At 61.4% G+C, this 19,898-nt stretch carries 14 protein-coding genes and 1 tRNA gene; 6 read left to right on the plus strand and 9 right to left on the minus strand.

What is annotated here, in order from left to right:
• The first annotated feature begins 162 nt into the window (after window positions 1-162).
• Window positions 163-672: a hypothetical protein gene (locus J8C01_RS06180; RefSeq protein ID WP_014099763.1), complete on the plus strand. Its 510-nt coding sequence runs from the start codon at window positions 163-165 to the stop codon at window positions 670-672.
• Between the two features lie 23 nt (window positions 673-695).
• On the opposite strand, the gene J8C01_RS06185 is transcribed toward J8C01_RS06180, so the two are convergent.
• Complete coding sequence (locus J8C01_RS06185) at window positions 696-2,831, minus strand: WD40 repeat domain-containing protein (RefSeq protein WP_211431353.1); 2,136 nt, start codon at window positions 2,829-2,831, stop codon at window positions 696-698.
• Window positions 2,825-3,805, minus strand: a complete 981-nt coding sequence (locus J8C01_RS06190; protein ID WP_211431354.1) for a lysophospholipid acyltransferase family protein — start codon at window positions 3,803-3,805, stop codon at window positions 2,825-2,827. The genes J8C01_RS06185 and J8C01_RS06190 overlap by 7 nt, the downstream gene beginning before the upstream one ends.
• A gap of 62 nt (window positions 3,806-3,867) precedes the next feature.
• Here J8C01_RS06190 and J8C01_RS06195 point away from each other — a divergent pair.
• Window positions 3,868-3,942 (plus strand) — tRNA-Cys (locus J8C01_RS06195).
• Between the two features lie 67 nt (window positions 3,943-4,009).
• Window positions 4,010-4,336 (plus strand): hypothetical protein, encoded by a 327-nt coding sequence (locus J8C01_RS06200; protein WP_211431355.1) that lies wholly within the window; start codon window positions 4,010-4,012, stop codon window positions 4,334-4,336.
• Between the two features lie 27 nt (window positions 4,337-4,363).
• On the opposite strand, the gene cdaA is transcribed toward J8C01_RS06200, so the two are convergent.
• The 3 genes from cdaA to J8C01_RS06215 all read right to left on the minus strand — a co-directional run bounded on the left by cdaA (window position 4,364) and on the right by J8C01_RS06215 (window position 8,155).
• Window positions 4,364-6,271 (minus strand): diadenylate cyclase CdaA, encoded by a 1,908-nt coding sequence (gene cdaA / locus J8C01_RS06205; protein ID WP_211431356.1) that lies wholly within the window; start codon window positions 6,269-6,271, stop codon window positions 4,364-4,366.
• A gap of 89 nt (window positions 6,272-6,360) precedes the next feature.
• Window positions 6,361-7,659 (minus strand): lysophospholipid acyltransferase family protein, encoded by a 1,299-nt coding sequence (locus J8C01_RS06210; protein WP_014099768.1) that lies wholly within the window; start codon window positions 7,657-7,659, stop codon window positions 6,361-6,363.
• Window positions 7,660-7,720: 61 nt separating this feature from the next.
• Window positions 7,721-8,155, minus strand: coding sequence for a hypothetical protein (locus J8C01_RS06215; protein ID WP_041569113.1), 435 nt, complete (start codon window positions 8,153-8,155; stop codon window positions 7,721-7,723).
• Between the two features lie 240 nt (window positions 8,156-8,395).
• Here J8C01_RS06215 and J8C01_RS06220 point away from each other — a divergent pair, with 240 nt between their 5' ends.
• Window positions 8,396-8,611: a hypothetical protein gene (locus J8C01_RS06220; protein WP_014099770.1), complete on the plus strand. Its 216-nt coding sequence runs from the start codon at window positions 8,396-8,398 to the stop codon at window positions 8,609-8,611.
• 143 nt (window positions 8,612-8,754) lie between these two features.
• On the opposite strand, the gene J8C01_RS06225 is transcribed toward J8C01_RS06220, so the two are convergent.
• On the minus strand, window positions 8,755-12,393 hold the full coding sequence (locus J8C01_RS06225; RefSeq protein WP_211431357.1) for a TonB-dependent receptor: 3,639 nt from the start codon (window positions 12,391-12,393) through the stop codon (window positions 8,755-8,757).
• Between the two features lie 370 nt (window positions 12,394-12,763).
• Here J8C01_RS06225 and J8C01_RS06230 point away from each other — a divergent pair, with 370 nt between their 5' ends.
• Together J8C01_RS06230 and J8C01_RS06235 are read left to right on the plus strand one after the other, a co-directional pair.
• A complete protein-coding gene (locus tag J8C01_RS06230; RefSeq protein ID WP_211431358.1) occupies window positions 12,764-14,401 on the plus strand; it encodes a tetratricopeptide repeat protein in 1,638 nt (545 codons plus the stop codon).
• Between the two features lie 60 nt (window positions 14,402-14,461).
• Complete coding sequence (locus J8C01_RS06235) at window positions 14,462-16,579, plus strand: M28 family metallopeptidase (protein ID WP_211431359.1); 2,118 nt, start codon at window positions 14,462-14,464, stop codon at window positions 16,577-16,579.
• A 111-nt stretch (window positions 16,580-16,690) separates the two neighbouring features.
• Here J8C01_RS06235 and J8C01_RS06240 read toward each other — a convergent pair whose 3' ends face one another.
• The 3 genes from J8C01_RS06240 to J8C01_RS06250 all read right to left on the minus strand — a co-directional run bounded on the left by J8C01_RS06240 (window position 16,691) and on the right by J8C01_RS06250 (window position 19,886).
• Complete coding sequence (locus J8C01_RS06240; RefSeq protein WP_211431360.1) at window positions 16,691-17,887, minus strand: DUF4785 family immunoglobulin-like domain-containing protein; 1,197 nt, start codon at window positions 17,885-17,887, stop codon at window positions 16,691-16,693.
• 60 nt (window positions 17,888-17,947) lie between these two features.
• Window positions 17,948-18,820: an esterase/lipase family protein gene (locus tag J8C01_RS06245; protein ID WP_211431361.1), complete on the minus strand. Its 873-nt coding sequence runs from the start codon at window positions 18,818-18,820 to the stop codon at window positions 17,948-17,950.
• A 280-nt stretch (window positions 18,821-19,100) separates the two neighbouring features.
• Window positions 19,101-19,886 carry a DUF4388 domain-containing protein gene (locus J8C01_RS06250; RefSeq protein ID WP_211431362.1) on the minus strand — a complete coding sequence of 262 codons (786 nt, stop codon included), beginning with the start codon at window positions 19,884-19,886 and terminating at the stop codon, window positions 19,101-19,103.
• Between the last annotated feature and the right edge of the window lie 12 nt (window positions 19,887-19,898).

The following is a 19,898-nucleotide window of genomic DNA, read 5'->3' on the forward strand; positions in this document are numbered from 1 at the left end:
AGGCCATCTCCCGGCAAACCGGTGTTCGCCACTGGCAATCGCACCGCCCTCGTGGGAGCATACCGAAAAGGTCAAACCCACAAGCCATGCCTTAAATCCTGTATAGTTCCGGGGTGAACTTCCCCAAATGACCAGGACCTTGTTGGAACAACAGAGCATCGTATGCCGATACTACGGAGTCTGACCCAAGAGTACAAGCGACTCCTCACCGAGAGTCACACCTGCCTGAACGCCATACCTGAAGCCGCACTGTACTGGCGTCCGGCTCTACCACACCATGACTTCAGCAATCGCTCCAGCGGCGAGAGCTTCATTGCTCTGGCTGGGGGTATCGAGTATGTCATCAATGGCATCCTCTCCAATTACTGGGACCATCCGGCCGAGTGGACGATGCGCGAAACCCTCTCCACTCCAGCCCGGCTGCAACAGTATCTTACTGACGTTATCAGTCTCACGTCAAAATTTGAAGCCACCCTGACCGACGACGACCTCCCCAAAGTCATCTACCTCCCCACCCCACGCCAGACCACCATCGGCACGCTGCTTGTCGAACGACTCGCCCTCGCCGCTCAGCACTACGGCCAAGCCATGGCCACCTGGCGTGCATTTCTGTCCACAACCCACCACACCGCTCCCCCGCCAATCCCGCCCGAATCCGAAACCGGGACTTGAGCTTGTTTACAAGGATTTACATACTACGGCTTAACAACCAACATAAACTTTTCACCCGTGGTGTGCAGCGCCGCATCAAGCACCCGGACGGCGATGAGATATTCCCCCGGTGACAGATTCCGATACACCAGCGTAAACACCTCACGCGGGGAGTCCAACACCAGGTCATCCGGGTAGATCAACATCCACTCGCCACCATCAAAGGACACTTCGGCCGACTTGAGCGGTGAGGTGGCCGTCACCACTTCAACTCTGACCTTTGCTTCCTTCGTCGAAATCTCTGAAGGCAAAAAGGTTATCTTCGGCAATGCATTCGTAATCATAACCGGCGAGAGGACCTGCGAAGAAGCCAGCGCCCACGCCGGCGGATTGGAAGCGGCATCGCTGACTTCAAGCTGGAATTCATAAATGCCGTCCGGCAGCATCTCCGGGGAAATGACGAAAAACGGGTTACGCAGCTTTTCCGCCAACGGCTTCCAGTTGGACTGTCCACGCAACCGATAGGACAGCCGGTAGGTCAGCGTGTCGCCATTTTTGTCCTCTGCCTGCCACTGAAGCGTTCGCGCTCCGCGCTGGAACACCTTGCGCGGCGGCTGATTGGCGATGATACCGAACTGGACCGGGTCCAAGCCGGAACTCATCACACTCGGATCAGGCGGCGGCACGACAGCTTCCTGCAAGGCCACGCCGACCGGCAGAACGGTGAACGAGGTAATGACCGGTGCCAGATTACGCGGCAGGTAAGCCACCCGGACGGCCATCACTTCGGCCCCTTTTTTCAGACGCAAACGCCACTGCAGAAACCGTCCCCGTGGACTGGTGACGACACCTCCCGGTGCCGGCATTTCAGCCGACCAGTCACTCCACAGCGCCCCCGGCAACTGGGTGTTTCCGGTCCGGGTCTGTACAAAGACTTCCCCTTTACCCTCCACATGGATACGACCCCACGCCTCAACTACCGCTTTAGCATCCTGAACCGCTGAGGTAAACACCCCTTCATCCTGCGCCGTCGGGCTGAGGCGGTAGAGTTTGGCCAAACCACTGGTCACGACATACAGGGTCTCCCCGGCGCCGGCTTCCGCAGCGGCAATGCGTTCCTCCTCGACAGCGCCAAACAGGGTGGATTGTCCTTCCGGCCCAACGAAAAAGAGCCGGCCCTGTCCGCCGGTCGAACTGCTGCCAAGTCCTACGAGAACGCCATCCCGCCACCGGAGCAGAACAGTGGCCGTGTCGCTGCTTGTCCAGAGGGCCGTTTGACGGCCATCTTCACCGAGTCGGTAGAGCGTTGTGCCGCCTGAAGCCGGGCGCAGCGGTGTGCCGCCACTGCTTTCCCCTTCACTGGCAATTACTTCCGCCGGCGTGCTCCCGGTGCTTCCACCGCCGCTCGCCTTCAGCTCACCGATACCCAAGGCAAAAACAGAACCGTCCGGCATGGGCACCAGCCGCCGAATCTCACGGGAGGGTGCATCGAACACCGCCGTCACACGCCCATCGGCTATGCGCACGACCAGCCCGCCCGGATCGGTCCCGGCCCACACCGCGCCATCCCGCGCCACCATCAGGCTTGTGACATTGGATTCATCTGTCGTCCAGAGTGCCTGCACCGACAGCCCACCACGTGACAAGGTAAAGACACCGCCCTTCCCACCGGTGGCATAGACGATGGTGCCATCGGGCAGACATCGCATGTCCCAGATGTATTTCTCCGGCGGGTCATACACGACCCGGAAGCCTGGTTGGCCGGCGGTCAACTGGTAAATTTTTCCGTCCGGGGAGGTGGCGGCAAAAATAGCTCCCTGGCCGTCGGTGGCCAGAGCCGTCACATCCAATTCGTCAAAATCGGCGACCAGGGTCAGCGCCCCCTCAGCCGTCGCCCGAAACAACCTGCCATCGTGGCCCGTGCCGACATACACCTCGTTGCCGACAAGCAGGCTGCAGAGCGCAAAGGGCTGCTGGGTATCCCCCACGAGTTTGGGCGTGGGCACGACGCGCAAAATGCCATTATCAGACACTGATAGCCCACTGAGGCGACCCGCAAGGTAGTCTTCCTTGCGCACGCATTCCCAGAACGCCGTGCCTTCCGCCTGCAGCGGCAGCGTCCACCAACAGAAAAGCGCTAGGGCAAGCACGCTCTTGGTCAGAGGTCGTTGTATCAGCATTGATTGTTTCCTGGTGACAAAAGATTGGAACCGTTCGGGACAGTTACCGGAGCCAAGTCCGGTTGGGGTTGGCTTTTCCAGCGCCGGTGAATCCACAGCCACTGGTCCGGGTAGCGGCGGACCACAGCTTCCCAGCAGCGTGTCAGGCGGAGCGTGTTTTCCCGGATGTCGAAGGCTTCGTCCGCCGTCCGTACCAGCGGCACCGGTGGCTCGAACACCAGCCGGTGCCGTCCCCGCCGGGCATCCCATACGAGATACCCCGGAACAACCACCGCCCCCGTCCGCCGCGCCAGGCGTGCCACAAGCGGCGACGTGCAGGCCGGACGCCCAAAAAACGGGCAGAACATACCGTGCTGGGGCTGGACGTGCACATCGGCGAGAATCCCCACCGTCTCCCCCCGCCGGAGGCGGACCACCAGCCCGCGCAAGTCGCGGTGCTTGGATAGGAGGCGGTTGCCGCTCGCCGTCCGCCAGCGTGTGATCAGATGATCCACAAGGGGATTGTCTATGGGGCGCACGAGAATGTTGAGCGGATGCCCGTAAAGCGCATGTGCAAAGGCGCTGAGTTCCCAAGCGCCGAGGTGTCCGGTAAAGAAAATCACGCCCCGTCCCTGCGCCTGAGCTGCGGCAAAGTGCTCAAACCCTTCGTATTCAACCACTTCGTGGACATTCCCGGGATGCAGCTTCGGAAACTGGGAAAACTCGCCGAGCAGCCGCCCCAGGTTTGTGATGCACCCGCGGAGCAACTGCCGCCGCTCCCGTTCCGACAGTTCCGGGAAAGCCAGGGCCAGATTGTCAGCACCCACCCGCCACAACCGTGGCAGCACACAGGCCAGAAGCCTTGCCAGAAGCATGCCGCCGCACAGGGCCCACCGCCGGGGCAGGCGTCCCAGGCCCCCCAACAGCCCGGCCACCAGAGCGGCTTCGGCCCGCTGCCGTACGGTCGGAGATGGATTGACAGGTGCACGTTCCATCGTTAGCATCGTCTCCCCAACGTGATCGGCGCGGCATTGCCGTTCACACCAGGTGTCGGTTTGGTGGCGTAGCCAAGTGGTAAGGCACGGGTCTGCAAAACCCTTATTCGTCGGTTCGATTCCGACCGCCACCTCCAGTCAGATGTCCCAGGCTGCCCCGGCGCACGACCGTCCTTCATCCCACTTCCTCCCCGGTTTTGGTTTATGGCGTCAGATTTCTTTGTCGGCACGTCGTGTACGCTGATCATCACGGTCATGCTGCTGGCGTTGGCGCGTATCTCAGCAGTTCGCGTCAAAAAGGGAGCCAGTTTGTATCACGCTTCCATCCAGCCGTTGATCTTTATGTCCGGGGTGCTGTTTCTGCTGTACCTGGTCAACCTGGGGCTGATTCACCTGCTGACGGCCGCCGGTGTGCGGGGCGATCTGGCACTCTACACAGCGCTGCTGCTCGACGACATCCTGGCCTGCACCTTTCTGCTCACGATGTTTCGCCGCAACGCCCTTCGCCAGGCGGCCAAGACCCTCAAATGATGCACCAGGTCACCTGGTGTCACCTGTTCAACGCTGGCTGACGACTTCCTCCGGGCTGACACGCACCACCTGTATCTGCTCAGCGAGGTCTGGTGGCGGCAGTACCACCACTTTCCGCCGGGGGGGACGCTCAGAGACAAGGTCGGCACCAACCGTCGCCTGAAAATCACGCCCCCGGAGCTTTTCCACAACGGACTTGGGCCCCTCTACTGTCACCTCCAGCCGGGTGGGTGGGGTGCCCGGTGTATCCAGAATCACATCCAGACGGCGGCGCAGGATGACGGGACGAATCGTGACCTTCACTTCGACTTCCTGCGCTCCGACAATCTCGATGCGCGGGTCCTTGACATCCACCTTGTAGCGTTCCGTAAACGAACGGTCATGGACGTTGAGCCAGATGGTCTCTGTGCCCACGGACGGCAGGGCATAGACCTGCGCTTCGGGGCCGCGCAGCATTGTCGTGGCAGGCACAACCTGATACTCGGCAATTTCCCGGTCCACCGGCAGAGTGCCACGGAAGTTCGGCTTGATGTCCACCTGCCGATAAACCTGCCGTTCCAGATTCAGGGTCAGTCGGGACGGTTCGATTTCCAGGATTTCCACCCCGGCCGGCTTCTCGATACGAGCCTCTTCCCGCAGGAGAATAACCCGGTCGCCGGGATTTTTGCCCGCCAGTGAGACGGTAATCACGAACGATTCGGGCCGCAGGCGCTCGACGACATCACGGGGGCCGCGTACGCGCAGGGTCACTTCCTGCACTTCGTGGATGTTGGCAATGACCAGGTCCTCACGTAACCCCTGATAGTTGACGGGCACCCCGCGCAGAACAAAGGGGATGGCATCCTGTTTGGTCGCCGACAGCCACAGGGCGCTGGTCATCACAGCGGCGATAAGCTTGAGCGTGAAGTTTTCGACAACCAGGGCGCGGACTTTTTCACCAATCCAAATCAGCCAGTGGCGTCCCTGCTGCCAAACGGCGGCTGGATTCAAGGCCCCGCGCTCGCTGATTCGTGACATCTGGCGTCCATTGGCAATAATGGGCGTCCCTGTCGCCGGCGTTTCACTCGTTTCACTGGGAGTATCGAGGGTGACAAAATCCACCTCCGAAGGCTCCACCAGACGACGGCGGCGGCGCACCGGAGTGGCACTGTGGGTTGTCGGCGCATTCAGCGCCTTGGAGAGCAACTGGCGGACGGCTTGGATTTCAAGCCCACGTTTGATGTGCCCTCCTTCGACACACGACACCATTCCGGTTTCTTCAGAAACCACAATGACAAAAGCATCGCTTTCCTCCGTGATGCCAATTGCCGAACGGTGGCGCGTCCCGGTGTCTTTGGAAAGCCGTGGATTGAGGGTCAGAGGCAGGAAACAACTGGCGGCAGCAATTCGATCCTGGCGGATGATGACCGCTCCGTCGTGGAGCGGTGCTTCCGGGTTGAAGATGTTGATGAGCAGGTCGTAGCCGAGAACCGCATCCAGCCGGACTCCCCGTGAGATGTACTCGTCCAGGTTGTCCTGCCGCTCGAAAACAATCAGGGCACCAGTTTTGTTGGCCGCCAACGTGGCGACGGCCAGCAGGACATCCTCATACTGCACCACCGACAGCTTGCGCGTCCGCCAGCCCAGATGGGACAAAAACCGGATGTTCCGGCCAAAGTTGGCAAAGGCCAGGCGAATTTCGTTCTGAAACAGCACGACAACGGCAAAGCCAACGTAAAGCAGGCTGTGGCGGATGACGAACTCCAACGTCGGCAGGTGCAGCCAGTGTGAGACCTGATACAGGAAGGCGACGATAGTGATCCCACTGGCAACCTGTATGGCGCGCGTCCCCTTGAGGAGCTTCAGCACCTCATAGACGACCAGAAAGACGAGGAGCAGATCGATGCCCGTCGCAAACCAGGATTGACCAAGCCAGTGCATTAACGTCGTCACCACCCGAAGTGTATTCCCACCAGTTTAGAGACAGATTACAGACGGGCCAAACCGCTTGGCTGAGACAGACAGGAGGCCCGGGTTCTGAGGGCTTACACCCAGCGGCCGTCGTGAGCTGTGAACTTGACCGCGGACACGTAGCCGCCAACCGCCACCCCGGCAACCGCGTAATAGAGCAGGTCAATCGTCCAGGCTTCCGGCAAAAGCCATCCAAACAGCAGCAGGTAGGTCGTGCTTCCAATCATCACCAACGGCCAGTGCAGGTGACGGATGACCAGAGCATAGGCAATGACAAATGACAGCGACAACACCTGCAACCCCTGCCCGCCCTCTTCAGGCCGGATGACTTCCAGCCACCAGCACACCAGATAACTGATGGCCAGCCCACGCAGAAAACGCTGGGTATCGGGGTAACTTGTCCAGTGAAAGGGAAACAGGATACTGGCCCACATCAGCCCCAGAATCCAGGCGGGCGCTCCCAGAAAGCGGGCGTGCAGTTCAGGGGTGACGAACGTGGTCACTGCCCAGGGGTAGGTCGCCACCAGCCAGACCGGAAGCGCCAGATCGCGCAGCACCTTGGTCAGGCGCTGTTGCGGAAGCACCCAAATATCCAGCAGGACATATCCGAGATAAGCCAGCGTGGGCAGCACCAGCGCCCAACTCCGGCCGCCGAGACCAAGCCCCAGCAGACAGACCCCCAACGGGAGATATTCATACGCCCGTAGGGCCCAGGCCGGACGGCGATACAGTTCGGCCCGCTTCGCCCCCACCTTGAGCGCCGGCAGGAGGCGGCGCTCAATGGTCTGCCGAAGCTGCTCGGTCAGGGCCTGGGCCAGTTCCTTGTCTTCGACGGCACTGGCGTCCCCTGCCCGAGGTGGGTAGATGGGCGGATGGTATTTGACCGTAATTTTCCGTGGAAGCGGCAGCCACTGCCCGCGCGGCCACGCGGCCCGCGCGCCAGCAATGGTGACCGGCACAATGGGACACGGCACGGCCAAAGCCAGCCGCGCTGTCCCGGACTTGAGCAGGGCATTCATACGCGCTTCCTTGGAAAGTCCGGCTTCAGGGAAAATTCCCAACGCCTCCCCCTCACGCAGCACCTGGAGGGCCTGTGCAAAAGCCTGCTGATCCCGCCGGGTCGTATCCACGGGAAAGGCCCCGAAGAAACGAATCAGCGGACCGAGCAGCGGAATGGTGAACAACTTGTCCCAGGCAACGAAGCGAATCCGCCGCCGAATCGGGAGCGAAATCAACACCGGGTCGAGATAGCTTGGGTGATTCCCTGCCAGAATGACCGCCCCCGTCAGGGGGACATTCTCAACCCCCCTATATTCGAGTGTGAACACCACGCGAAACAGGGCGTGGATGATGACCTTGAGAATCCACAGCAAAGCGGGCTTTCAGCTTCGGAACAGAAGAACAGGGAGCCGCAGGCTGGCACTTGTTCGCCGCTTATGGCCGCCCGGCCAGCGAGCGCAGCTCCGACTTGAGTTTCTCAATCTGAATGATTTTTTCCGTCACCTGCTCAAACAGGTCGCGCCGGGCCGCAATCCCTTCTCCAATCAGGTAAGCCGCGGCCTCCGAGCGGGTGGCAAAAATCCCGGCCTGCACCAGCATTTCAATCGAACGCATGGCTTCTTCGGAAAGGTGAACCGTCACGTTCAGGTCACGACTGGCCAACGCCTGCTGAATGGCAGCGCCAATGGAGCCAGGCAGCCTTCCAATGGATTCAGGCAGCGTCTTGGCCAGCTCACGGACCGAGCTGGTAATTTCCTCAATCGTCCCTTTCGGCTCCTCACTGGCAGCACTCGACGCCGGCCCGGACGAGGGCGTGGTGTCATCCTTACGTTCGATAATCACGATTTTACGGTCTTCAGGGGCAGGCATATCGAGGGCACCTCCGGCAATCAACATTTTCAGCTCCCTTACATTACCCCACACTTTGGTACCTGTCATCCCGGACCCGGCCACCCACTGTTTGCTGTGCCTATGCACCGCCGCTGGTTGACCAACCCATGACACCGTGGCTATATTCCCGCATCACCCACAACCGTATGGCGTAATACACTTTGCGTCACCGGTTTGTTTGCATTCATTGCGCACTCCAACACTCTGAGGACCTTGGCCATGCCCGGTGGAACGAACGAAGTCATGCGCGACTTCTTCATCCGCGTCATTGGGAATACCCCCGAAGAACGATTCATTTACGTCATCCGCGCCCAGAATGCGAAAGCCGCTCTGAACCTCCACATCAACAACCTTGGCGATCGTCCCTGTGTCGTCCTCGATGGGCTGACCGGTGAAGTCCTGGAGCGATACAAAGTGGACTCCAAGGGACGCTAGGTGCCGCTTCTCAACCGAGCACAAACCAGATACAAAAACGGTGAATGGTCACTACTTCCCCATTCACCGTTTTTATGTGCGCCTGTTTTGTGTGTGCCGGTGCGCTGGCGATCAGGCTGGCGGGATCAGTCAGGCTGGCGGGATCAGAACGTGAACTTGAGCGCCATCTGAATCCGGCGTGAGCCGCTCACCACGGCGTCCCGAATCCGACCAAAGGTGGCGCTGGTCACAATGGCCGTTGGAAAGGCAAAAGACGGCGTATTTGTCGCATTTTGCATCTCCAGCCGGTACTGCAGGTTGACCCCTTCCACAATGCGGAAGGTCTTGGCTACCGTCAGGTCAAGCTGGAAAAAGCCCGGCCCCGTAAAGAAGTTGCGGCCGGTGTTCCCCAGCGTGCCCGGCGCCGGAATGCTGAAGCGCGCGCGTTCATCTGCCGTGAAAAAGAAGGTTGTTCCGGCTTCCTGCCGGAGAGAGCCGAGTGAGCGGGAGCACCCATTGCAGTCAGCAAACGACTGCACGGCATTGCTCAGGGTATTGGAACCGGAAAAGACCGTGAAGGGACGCCCGGAGGTCCACCGCACCACGCCGGCTGCCATCCATCCTCCAATAATTTGATCCAGCACCGGATTGAGGCTGTTGGCATACTGGCGTCCGCGCCCAAACGGCAACTCCCAGACAAAATTCCCCTGGAACGAATGCGTCCGGTCAAAGTCTGACCGGGCGTAGTTGATGCGCCGGTTGCGGATGTCAAACGGCGTACTCGAAGCCGACTGCACCGCGCCGCTGGCCGCCACCGTGAAGGTCGGATCAAACGAACGGGTGTCCAGGGACTTCGCCAAAGTGTAGCTGAACTGAAAGCTCAGCCCATCCCGAAACCGCCGCGACAACTGAAGTTCAGCCGCGTGGTAGTTGGAAAAGTCATAGCTGTCCACAACGAACAGACCGCCGGTGTACTGCGGAAAGTCAAAGAAGAAAAAGGGTGAAAAGCCGCGCGCCGGCAGGTTGGCGCCAATCTGCTGCGCCAGCGACACAGCCAGCCCGGCAACGTTGTTTGTCGTCAGGCTGCCACGGAAGTTGTTGATGGTCGTCTGCGAACCGTTCGGATTGGCCAGCAACTGGTTGATGAGCGGGCTGTTGCAGGCAGGCGTAAACGTCCCCGACACGGCGCAGGGGCGCATGGTGTTGAAGGCATCGAGGAAACCATTTTCAAAGATTTTCACCTGATTGGCGTTGTAGCCGCTCAGCAGCCCGTTCCCGTGCCGCCCGATGTAGTTGGCTTCCAGCACGAGGTTCCACCCCAGGTCGCGCTGGATGCTGAGCGCCCACTGGTGAACCTTTGGCGTCCGGTAGTTCGGGTCAAAGACCGTGATGCTGTTGGCTGAAAACGCCGGCGGCTGGCGGAGGGCATCGGGCGAGACCCCGGCCGGTGGTGACAGCGTCGGCAGGTTGCGCAGGCGTCCCCCACCTTGCCCAAACGTGTCATTGATTACCCCTATGGTTTCCCCTGGCACTGTCGGTAACAAAAACGAGGAAGCCAAGAAGGTGTTGAGGCGGTCGTAAGCCAGGCGGTAGTTGGCGCGGATTGACGTTTTGCCGTCCCCGAACGGGTCCCACGCCACGCCAACACTTGGCGCAAGGTTGTTCAGATCATCGGAAAAAGGCTCCCCCTTGATCCATCGCGCCGTATTGGTGGGCGGAGCGCCAAAGGCCAGCCGCTGGTCAGGCACGGCCAGCCGCCGTGGTTCACGGAAAACCGGGCGAAGTTCCCAGCGCAGGCCGTAGTCAACCGTCAGATTGGGCCGCAGCCGCCACGTGTCCTGTACGTAGAAGTCATACTCTGGATAGCGTGCATCGGCTGTAAAGATTGTCCCCGGTGGGCCGTACTGGTTGCCAATTGAAACGAAGGCCTGGGAAATCCGTCCGACGCGCCCCAGCAGGTTGTTGATCGTCCGCTGCAACAGTGGCAGGTCAAAAGCCGTGTTGATGTTGCCCGGAATCCCAAACGCCACCACGCTCACCGTGTTGATGGCCGTGCTGAAGTTGACCGAGGGCTGGGTGTTGAGACCGGCGACGGAAGTCCGGCGGTCAATATGCCGGCCAAAGCGCAGGTTGAAGCCCGCCTTGATCGTATGGGCGCCACGCACGTAGGTCAGGTTGTCCACGAACTGGAAGGTCGTCAGCGCCCGCCGGTTGATGACCGGCGCCAGATTGGAAGTGGGCGTCGTCACGTCGTTGAGCGTGACCGGCGGATTGTTGGCAAAGTCCGGGTCGGGGTTGTCAAAACTGAAGGTGAACCGGTTGAGCCCCATGACGAATTCATTGGTCAGGCTGCTTGTCGGCGACCACCGGTGGTTGATGGCCACGTTCCGGGGGCGGCGCCGGGTATCCACCAGACGTGCCGTGTTGGGAAATGCCGCCGGGCCTGCGTTGGCAAAGTCGCCCAGCGAGTCCTGCCGCCCCCACGAAACCCGTGCAAAAATGGTCTGCCGGTCGCTGATGACATAATCCACCTTGGTGGTGTAGTCCTCCTGCTGCTCGCGGCCGCGGGCGTTGAACAGGAAACCGGCCGTATTGAGACCATCTCCCACGGCAAAGTTGTTGGGCAGCGGTGTCAGGTCAATGATGCGCCGGATCGTTGGGTCAAGCCCCAATCCTTGGGGGTCCATCATGCCGATGTTGTACGTCCCGATGTTGAGTCCCGGTACGGGATTGCCATTGGCATCCACCGAAGCGCCCGTAGCGCCGAAGGGCAGGTTGCGGCCTCCGATGACGTAGCGAAAGATGCCCTGCCGCGCCGTCTGGGTATAAACAATGCGCGTCACCGGACGCCCTTCGCTGGCGCGCAGCGCCTGAAAGTTCGTGAAGAAAAACAGCCGGTTGCGGACGATGGGCCCGCCCAGACTCCCCCCGGCAATGTGCTGGACGAACTGCCGCTTGACGATGCCGTTGAGATTGTTTGCGTACTCGTTCGCGTTGAAGCCGGGCGTCTGGTAGAACCAAAACGCCGTGCCGTGAAATTCATTCGTCCCGGAGCGGGTGATCATGTTCACCTGCGCGCCGCTGCTGCGCCCGTTCTCAGCCGACGGGTTGCTCGTGATGACGCGAAACTCGGCCAGGGCATCGGGGTTGACACGGGTGGGCGAGAAGTTCGACCCGCCGGCGCTCGTTTCATTGGTGTCAATGCCATCGAGCGTGAAGTTCACGGCGCGGTCACGGGCGCCATGCACGTGAACACCGCCCCCGGTGTTGGCTCCAACCACGACACCGGGCTGAAAGTTGATGAAATCCAGCGGGTTGCGGCCGCGTGCCCCGACGATGGGCAGCGCCACGATGGTCTGCTGCTCAACCAGATTGCCCAGGTTGCCGGAACTGCTGGTCTGGATGCGCTCCGCAGCACCTGTCACCTCGACGACCTCCTGTGTCCCACCGACTTCCAGCGTGGCATTGACCGTCGTCGGCTGTCCGACGTTGACCGGATTGCCTTTGAGCACCAGCCGCTTGAAACCGTTGGCCTCGACCGTCACGGTATAGACTCCAACCTGAACGGAATCAAACACATAGACGCCGCTTTCACTCGTCTGTGTTTCGAGTGAAACGTTCGTGCCCTCGTTGGTCAATGTCACCCGCGCGCCGGCGACGAGCGCGCCGGAAGGGTCACGTACCGTTCCCGTCAAACGGGAGGTTGTTCCCTGCGCCATTGCCAGGGATGGCAACAACCAGACAAGCCAAAGCACCCGTACCCAACGGGCTGCCCCGTGGGCAAGCCCCCAGAAAGTCGGCATAGCGAACCTCGTGAAATACAGATGAATGTGTTGTGGAGCAGGGCTATCTTGCCTTTTCTCGCGGGGTTTGTCACGTCCCGAACCACACGTACGGTCACATTGGCGTCACAGGCTGGCAACTTCGGGTTGCCGTCCAGCGCCCTGACGGGCTAGGCTGGGGGCTGCATTCGCCTTACCTAATCTTGGAAATGCAAAAAACCGGCCGGGTTCGGTACGCACCACACAGCGCGCGTCACTTCGCCGCTGATGAAGGCGGTGGCTACTACCGCCCGTTCGGGTCTTCCACAATCAGGTGACGCGACCTCTGGTTCAGGTGACGCGACCTCTGGTTGCCTTGCGCGGGAAACGAACCTTGAAACCGGCAGCCGTTTTGGCTCACGCTCAAACGCAGCGACGCCACAGCAGACGGTCCTACCTTTGGGTCTGGCTGCTGGCTGGTCTCATCCTGGCCGTCGGTCGGGCACAAGCCGGCGAACCAACCAGTGCCGCGGAACTTCTTGCGGCTGCACAGTCTTCCCGCCAGGCTCATGCCTACGCCATAGCCGTCCGCTATGCTGAACAGGCCGCCCAGACCGGTGAGGGAGCCATTCAGGCCGACGCACTGGCTGAACTGGGGCTGATTTACCTCACGGCGGAATGCCTTGAACCGGCAACCAGGTATTTTCAGGAACTGTCCCGCCGCTTCCCCGAAGATGACCGCGGCCCGGCCGGGCTGGCCGCCGTTGCCCTGGCTGCCGGACAGCTCGATGACTGTGAGCAGCAACTGGCCGACCTGTTGGTGCGGTATCCCGATGCGGTCAGTGTTCACATTCTGGGGGCGCGCCTGTTCATCGAGCGCAACCGGGCGGCGGAAGCGCGCCGCCATGCCGAGCGGGCCGTGGCGCTGGCGCCCAATTACCCCGATGCCCTGGCCGTGCTGTGTGCAGTGCGTGTTATGGAACGCAAGCCCAGTGAAGTACGGCAACTGGCCGAGCGCATCCTCGAACTCCAACCGGACAACATCCGGGTACGACGTACATACTCCCAGTACATCCGCAGCCGCAAAGCCCACCGTCTGCCTTCGCCGGCCGCCCGCGCGGCCTATGCTTCAGGACAGGCAGCGCGGCAACGGCAGGACATGGAGAGCGCCTGTCGCTACTTCGATCAGGCGCTGGAACATGACCCCACCTTCTTTGCCGCCCTGCTCAGCCGGGCGGCGCTGGCCCTGGAACGTGAAGAATTGGACCGGGCAGAAGAACTCGCCCGGCGTGCCCTTGCGCTCGATGCCGAGCACCCGCTGCCCCATTTGCAGTTGAGTTTGGTCAACCTGGCGCGCCACGAGGCCGCCGCCCGCACCTTGGGCGCGCCGATTCCCCAGCTCACCTTTCACGATGCCCTGCCGGTTGGGCTGGTAAAGGATGAACTGGAAGCCGTTTTCCCGAACCTGGACACCCTGACACCCGGCCAGCAGCAGATTGTGCTGGCCACGATTGCGCCACTGGCGCATTTCCTCCCCAAACTGCGCCGGTGTGGCGCGCGGCACTGGATTTTGCCGCTTGACCGGCAGCTTGGCGATCTGCCGGGTTGTGAGTCACTGGCCGAACGGACGACGTTTGACGGCCGCTACTACGGGAGCCTGCGCGGAGTGGGCGGCGTGGTAACGGTTTCCGGTATCGAAACGCTGCGGGCCGTCGAACACGGCGGCTTCAACACACTGGCGCATGAGTTCGCCCACCAGATTCATAGCTGTGCACTGGACGCCGCCACGCTCGAACGCATCGAGAAACTCTATGACGCTGCCGTGCGGGACGGGCATGCGCTGGACTACTATGCCGCCTCGGACAAATTCGAGTATTTTGCCCAGGGCTATGAAGCCTACATCTCCACGGCCAAGCGGCGGCCGGCAAGTCCCACAGCCGGGCACACCCGTGAAGAACTTGCCCGCCGCGATCCCGGATTGTTTGCCCTGTTCGAGGAACTTGCCCAATGTGGTACGGTCAGCGCAGGCACGACACCGCGCCACCGCTAGCCTGCCCGACCCTTGTGGCGTCCATTTCCCGACATTTTCCGTGGCTCATCTCCCAGCACCATGCTTTTTTCGATTGTAACCCGTGGTTCACTGCCCCGTTTCCTTGTGACCTGCCTGGCGTGTGGTGCTTTGTTGGGCGGCCCGGTGGTGTTTCCTCTTCCGCACCGCGCCGCCGCCAAAGTCCGCTCCGGGCTTTCTGCCCTTGAAAGCCAGCTTCTTGCCGCGCCAGCGCCGGAACGCGCCCGCCAGACGCTGCGCACCCTGACGGCCAAGCCGCATCTGGCCGGTACACCCGAAGACTACGCCACGGCGCTCTACGTCCGGGACGAACTCCAGCGCGCCGGTTTTGACGTGGAACTCGTCGAGTATGAGGTCTATCTGCCCCGGCCCAAGTCACGGCGGGTGGAAATGACGGCCCCGACCAAATACCGCTGCACGTTGACCGAGCCGACGCTGCCCGACGATCCCGATTCCGCCTCGCCGCTGGCCGTGCCGACCTTTGCGGCCTGGTCGCCCTCGGCCAAAGTCGAAGCCCCGGTTGTGTATGTCAACTACGGGCTTCCACGCGACTACGAAGTGCTCGAAAAACTGGGCGTCAGCGTCCAGGGCAAGATTGCTCTTGTGCGCTACGGTGAGTGCTACCGGGGCGTCAAGGCCCAGGTAGCCCAGGAAAAAGGCGCCGTCGGGCTGCTGGTCTATTCCGATCCCAAGGACGACGGCTACGTACAGGGCAAGACCTACCCCGACGGTCCCTGGCGCACGGACAACTGCGTACAGCGTGGCAGTTACCGCGCCTTCACCCAGCCGCCCGGCGATCCGCTGACGCCGGGCCGCCCGGCCAGAAAAGGCACACCACGCCTGGCCCCCAAAGATGCCGGACTGCCCCGGATTCCCATCCAACCGCTTTCCTACCGCGATGCCCTGCCCATTCTGGAAAGTCTGCGGGGGCCGGCCGCACCCAAGGACTGGATTGGCGGGCTGCCGATTGAGTACCGCATCGGCAACGGGGAGACGCGCGTCCGCATGGCACTCACCATGGACTACCGCCTGCGCACCATCTGGAACGTCATCGGGACGCTCACCGGACGCGACCATCCCGACGAGTGGATTCTGCTCGGCAACCACCGGGACGCCTGGGTTTACGGCGCGGTTGATCCGTCGAGCGGCACCACGGCCATGCTCGAAGTGGCCCGGGCCTTTGGCGAGTTGCGGAAAACCGGCTGGCAGCCCCGCCGGACCCTCAAGCTCTGTAGCTGGGATGCCGAAGAATACGGACTCATCGGCTCAACGGAATGGGTTGAAGAGCACCTGACCGAACTCCGTGAAAAAGCCGTCTGCTACCTCAACGTGGACAGCGCCGTAAGCGGCGACAACTTCCGCGCCAGCGCCGTACCGAGCCTGTGGTCCTTCACGAAATCCGTCCTGCAGGATGTCCCGGATGCCAGCGGAACGCGCAGCCTCTATGACAACTGGCGCGCCCAGGACCAGAAAGCGTCCGAAGTGCGCTTCGGCAAGCTGGGCAGCGGGTCGGACTACGCGCCCTTTTTACAGCTTGCCGGCATTGCCTGCCTGGACATGGCTTCGACCGGCAGTTACGGCGTCTATCACTCGACTTACGACAGCTTTCGCTGGATGGAAAAGTTTGGCGATCCGACCTTCAGCCGCCATGCCGCCATGGCTCGGGGATGGGCGCTGCTGGCGTTCCGGTTGGCGGAATCCCCCCGGATTGAACTCAACCTGCTGGATTACGCCCGTGAAATCGAACGCCTGGCCCGGGAACTGGCGCAGGAGCATCCCCAACTCGACGCCACGGCGCTGCTCGATGCCGCCCGTGATCTGACCATTGCCGCAGAAGCCTTTGAAACCGAGCCGGATACCCAGGCGACGCTTGCCATCCGCAATCGCCTGCGCCGCCAGTTTGAAGGCTTTTTGCTTGCTCCAGAAGGGCTTCCCAAACGCTACGACGCGCGCCACGTCGTCTATGCGCCAGGGGTGTTTTCAGGCTACGGCGCGGAGGTGTTCTCCGGGGTACGCTACGCGCTCACCCGCAACGATGCCGCCGATGTGGCACAGGCGATGGAACAGATCGTCACGGCGCTGAAAAAAGCGACCCGCACCTTGCAGGGACAACCATCTGGCAAAGAGGACACACAACCAGTGAGGAAAGGGGTTCTGTGACCTTCCCTGGGTCAGCCCCGCTTTCGGGCACTGGCACAAAAAGAGAACAAAAAAGGCGCGTCGGAGAGGCGACGCGCCCAAAGCAAAACGGCTTTTCAGGAGAAATCCCACTCACTGCAACGCTTGCTCAAGGGCATAAGTTCCAATTCTTGTCGGGCTTTTGACGCCCGGAAACTCGGTCACGTCGGTCAGTTCAAGATCGCGCAGGAGCAACTTCCCGGACACCAGAAGGCGACGGTCAAAACGCAGGGTCATGACGTGCCGGCCCACAGCGGCTTCGGCAGCCGCCTGCGCCCAGGCAACCGGTTTCCCGTCCGAGGTCACGAGATTGGCGCGGGCATGGAAGCGCCCGGCCCGGGTGACGACATACTCCAGATCAACTTCCAGCCCCTGGTCGGTCAGACGCTCACCCACAATGCGCATGAGGCGTCCACCGGCCACACCGCTGGCAATTTCGAGCAGTCCCGTCCGCCTGAAAGGCATTCCGGCGGCCGTCACCCCTTCCACATCGAGGATGACCTTGCCAAACCGGCCAAGCTGGAGAGGCCGGATTTTGAGGCCGAAGTCCCCATTGCCCAGCCCCGTCATGGCACGCTCCAGCACCAGCGTCCCGTTTTCGTGATAAATGCGCGCTATGGCCCGTACCTTTTCCACCGGCTTTCCACCTTCCCGCACCTGGACGTGAATTTCGGTCGTCTGGCGGGCATCCACGAGGTTGTCGGTCAGCCAGCTATGCAGCACGAGGTCATTGTCGTCGTTGACGACGACGGTTGCGCGGGGTGCAGCCGCCTTGGCCTCACCACGGCGCCCGCCGCCTTCAAGGCGCAGGCGGTAGAGTCCGGGCGGGGTGGTAACACCGCGCGGCGTCGCTTCCAACTTGCCGTGGGGTGCTTCTTCCGCCCGCGAGAGCGCCGTACCGGGGTCAACGTCGCGCGGGACAGACTCTACTGGAAGGCGTCCCCCGGTGGGTGTCAGCAGCGTCGCCTGCGCCGTTTCATCCTCCACAAACACCCCGATGTGGGCATGGCTACCTGTGACCGGCAGGGCGACTTCCCCAGTGACGCCTTCCAGGACATACCGCGTTGAAAACGTTTCCGTGCGGGACGACGACAGCGCCAGGTCTTCGGCCGTCAGCCGGCCGCAGTCCGGTGAAGGGCTTTCGAGCGTGGTCGTCGTCAGCGCCGAGACCGGCACCGGATGATCGACGTCCACTTCACTCTGCGCTGGCAGTGAAGCCACGATGCCCAACCCGACGGCGACTCCGGCCGCCGCCAACCCAACCATCCATCCACGTCCTGTCAGTGCCATTGTCGTATAACCTCCCTACCCGGCGGATTGTGCTGCATTGCCCCATCAGCGCCATGTGGCTTAGTAGCCATACCGGGCAATGTCTTCACCCAGTCGGCGGTAACTGTTGCGGCGGTTGTAGTGGTGATTGGCGTCGGTGTTGTACCACCGGCCACCCGGCGCTTTCGTGTAGTGGGCGCTGTATTCGGCCACCATGCCGTCATCTTCGCCAGGCAGGCCGGCCAGGCCGGAGAGCGTGGCCAACCCAACACACTCCAGACAAAAGTCATTCCACAGACCCGTGCCGGCCACGGTGAAAATCGCCTTGCTCCGCAGACTGTCGCGCATCCAGTTGGCATTGGCCGTGCGGAAATGGGCCGTTGTCAGCGCCCGGGTTGAAGGCGAATTGTTGTCCAGCAGGCTGACCAGCCAGGCGGTCATCCAGGAGCCGCTCAGCGTGCCGGCCAGGTCAGCGGCTTCCGAACCGGCATTTGGAGGCGCATAGGACAGTACATGCCGGGTATGGGCCTGAATGCGATTGAAGTTGGCGCCCCGGTAGTTGTAGTACGGGTCGGACGGGTCGGCATTGCACAGGATGAAACGCATCACCACGCCGCCCATGCTGTGCGTCACGAAGACAAGGTTGCGCCGGCCGTTGGTGATAAACTGGTTGATTTGCGCGGCCACATCCACGGCGCAGTCCCAGTAGTGCTTGCGCCCGTCGTAGAACACGACCTCGTACGGAACGGTGTAGTTGCGCGTTGCCGCCCGGATCATATCCGGCGTCCAGTAGTTGTTGATGACCTTCGTGCGGCTGTCGGTGGACACGCCATCGGATTTTCCATGAACGAACACGAGCGTCGTCTGGGCCGTCGCACTCGTGCCACAGCCGAGCCAGAGACCAAACCACATCGCTGCCAGACCGAGCCACGTCCATCGCGGGTTGCGCATCATTGCCGTCTCTCCAAGCCAGGGATGAATGACTGTTCATTCAGAGCAGCAAACAACGTGCCACCCGATAAACCACCCAGACGCGCCTGACGGCAGGGCGACGTAAAAGTACAAGTCTTTGTCGTGCCAGGGATTTATCAAAAAGTGCGAAGGGGGTGCGCCAGCCTGCCTGTCAACCGGCTAGACGGCAGCACACTTGACAACGTCAACCGCCTTGACACCTCCCGGCGTCAGGCAATGGCCGCCGGCACGCTGCCAAACCCAGTGGGCTTCCGTGTGGGCTTCAGTGAATGTGGGTTCCGGCATCGCCAGCGTCATCGAGGGGAATCTCGATGACGTTTTCGCCCATGGAGCGTTCTTCGTCCAGTTCGCGCAGAATGTCCAGAATCAGGCTGGTGTTGCTCGTGGTTTGAATGTTTTGCTTGTACTCGACGGCGGATTTTTCGACCTCGAAGTAACCGCACGTGAGTTCGGCAAACTTCTTGAGCGCCGGGATGCCACGCAAGGTGTCCGTCGCGGCATCGGCAATGAGGCCGTCGTTGAAGTAGAGCTTCCCGATGAGTCCCGGCGACTGGATTGAGATGAAGCCGGTGATGCGGCTGTTTTCAATGACCTGGATAATGTCAAACAGGCTGAAGCAACTCAGGTCGCCGCTGAGCAGCGCGCGTCCACGCGCTGCGTAGTAACTCGACGCTGCCAGATTTTGCGGTGCCGGCTGGAGTGCCCCCATCTGGCGCGGATGCCGCTCGATGTCTTTGAGCGCATTCAGGCGCGAGGTGATCGAAAGCTGTGGATTGAGCCGCTTGGCATTGAGCAGTGCCGAGTTGGCCTGTTCCAGCTTCCCGGCCTCGATGTACAGGCTGGACAGCGACAGAAGGTGCTCGATGGCTTTTTGCCGCCACCCCTGCTCGATGGCGATGCTGCACGCACGTTCCCGGAGTTCGATGTTTTTGGGCGATACACCAATCGCCGTTTCCAACAACGACAGTGCGCGGTCGAACATGCGATACTTGGTCAGCAGTTCGACATCCACCAGGACTTCTTTGACGTCAGCCAGATTGGTTGGCATGTTGGTTCCTCT

Origin of the sequence: Chloracidobacterium sp. D (assembly GCF_018304685.1) — a bacterium.
GTDB lineage: Bacteria > Acidobacteriota > Blastocatellia > Chloracidobacteriales > Chloracidobacteriaceae > Chloracidobacterium > Chloracidobacterium thermophilum.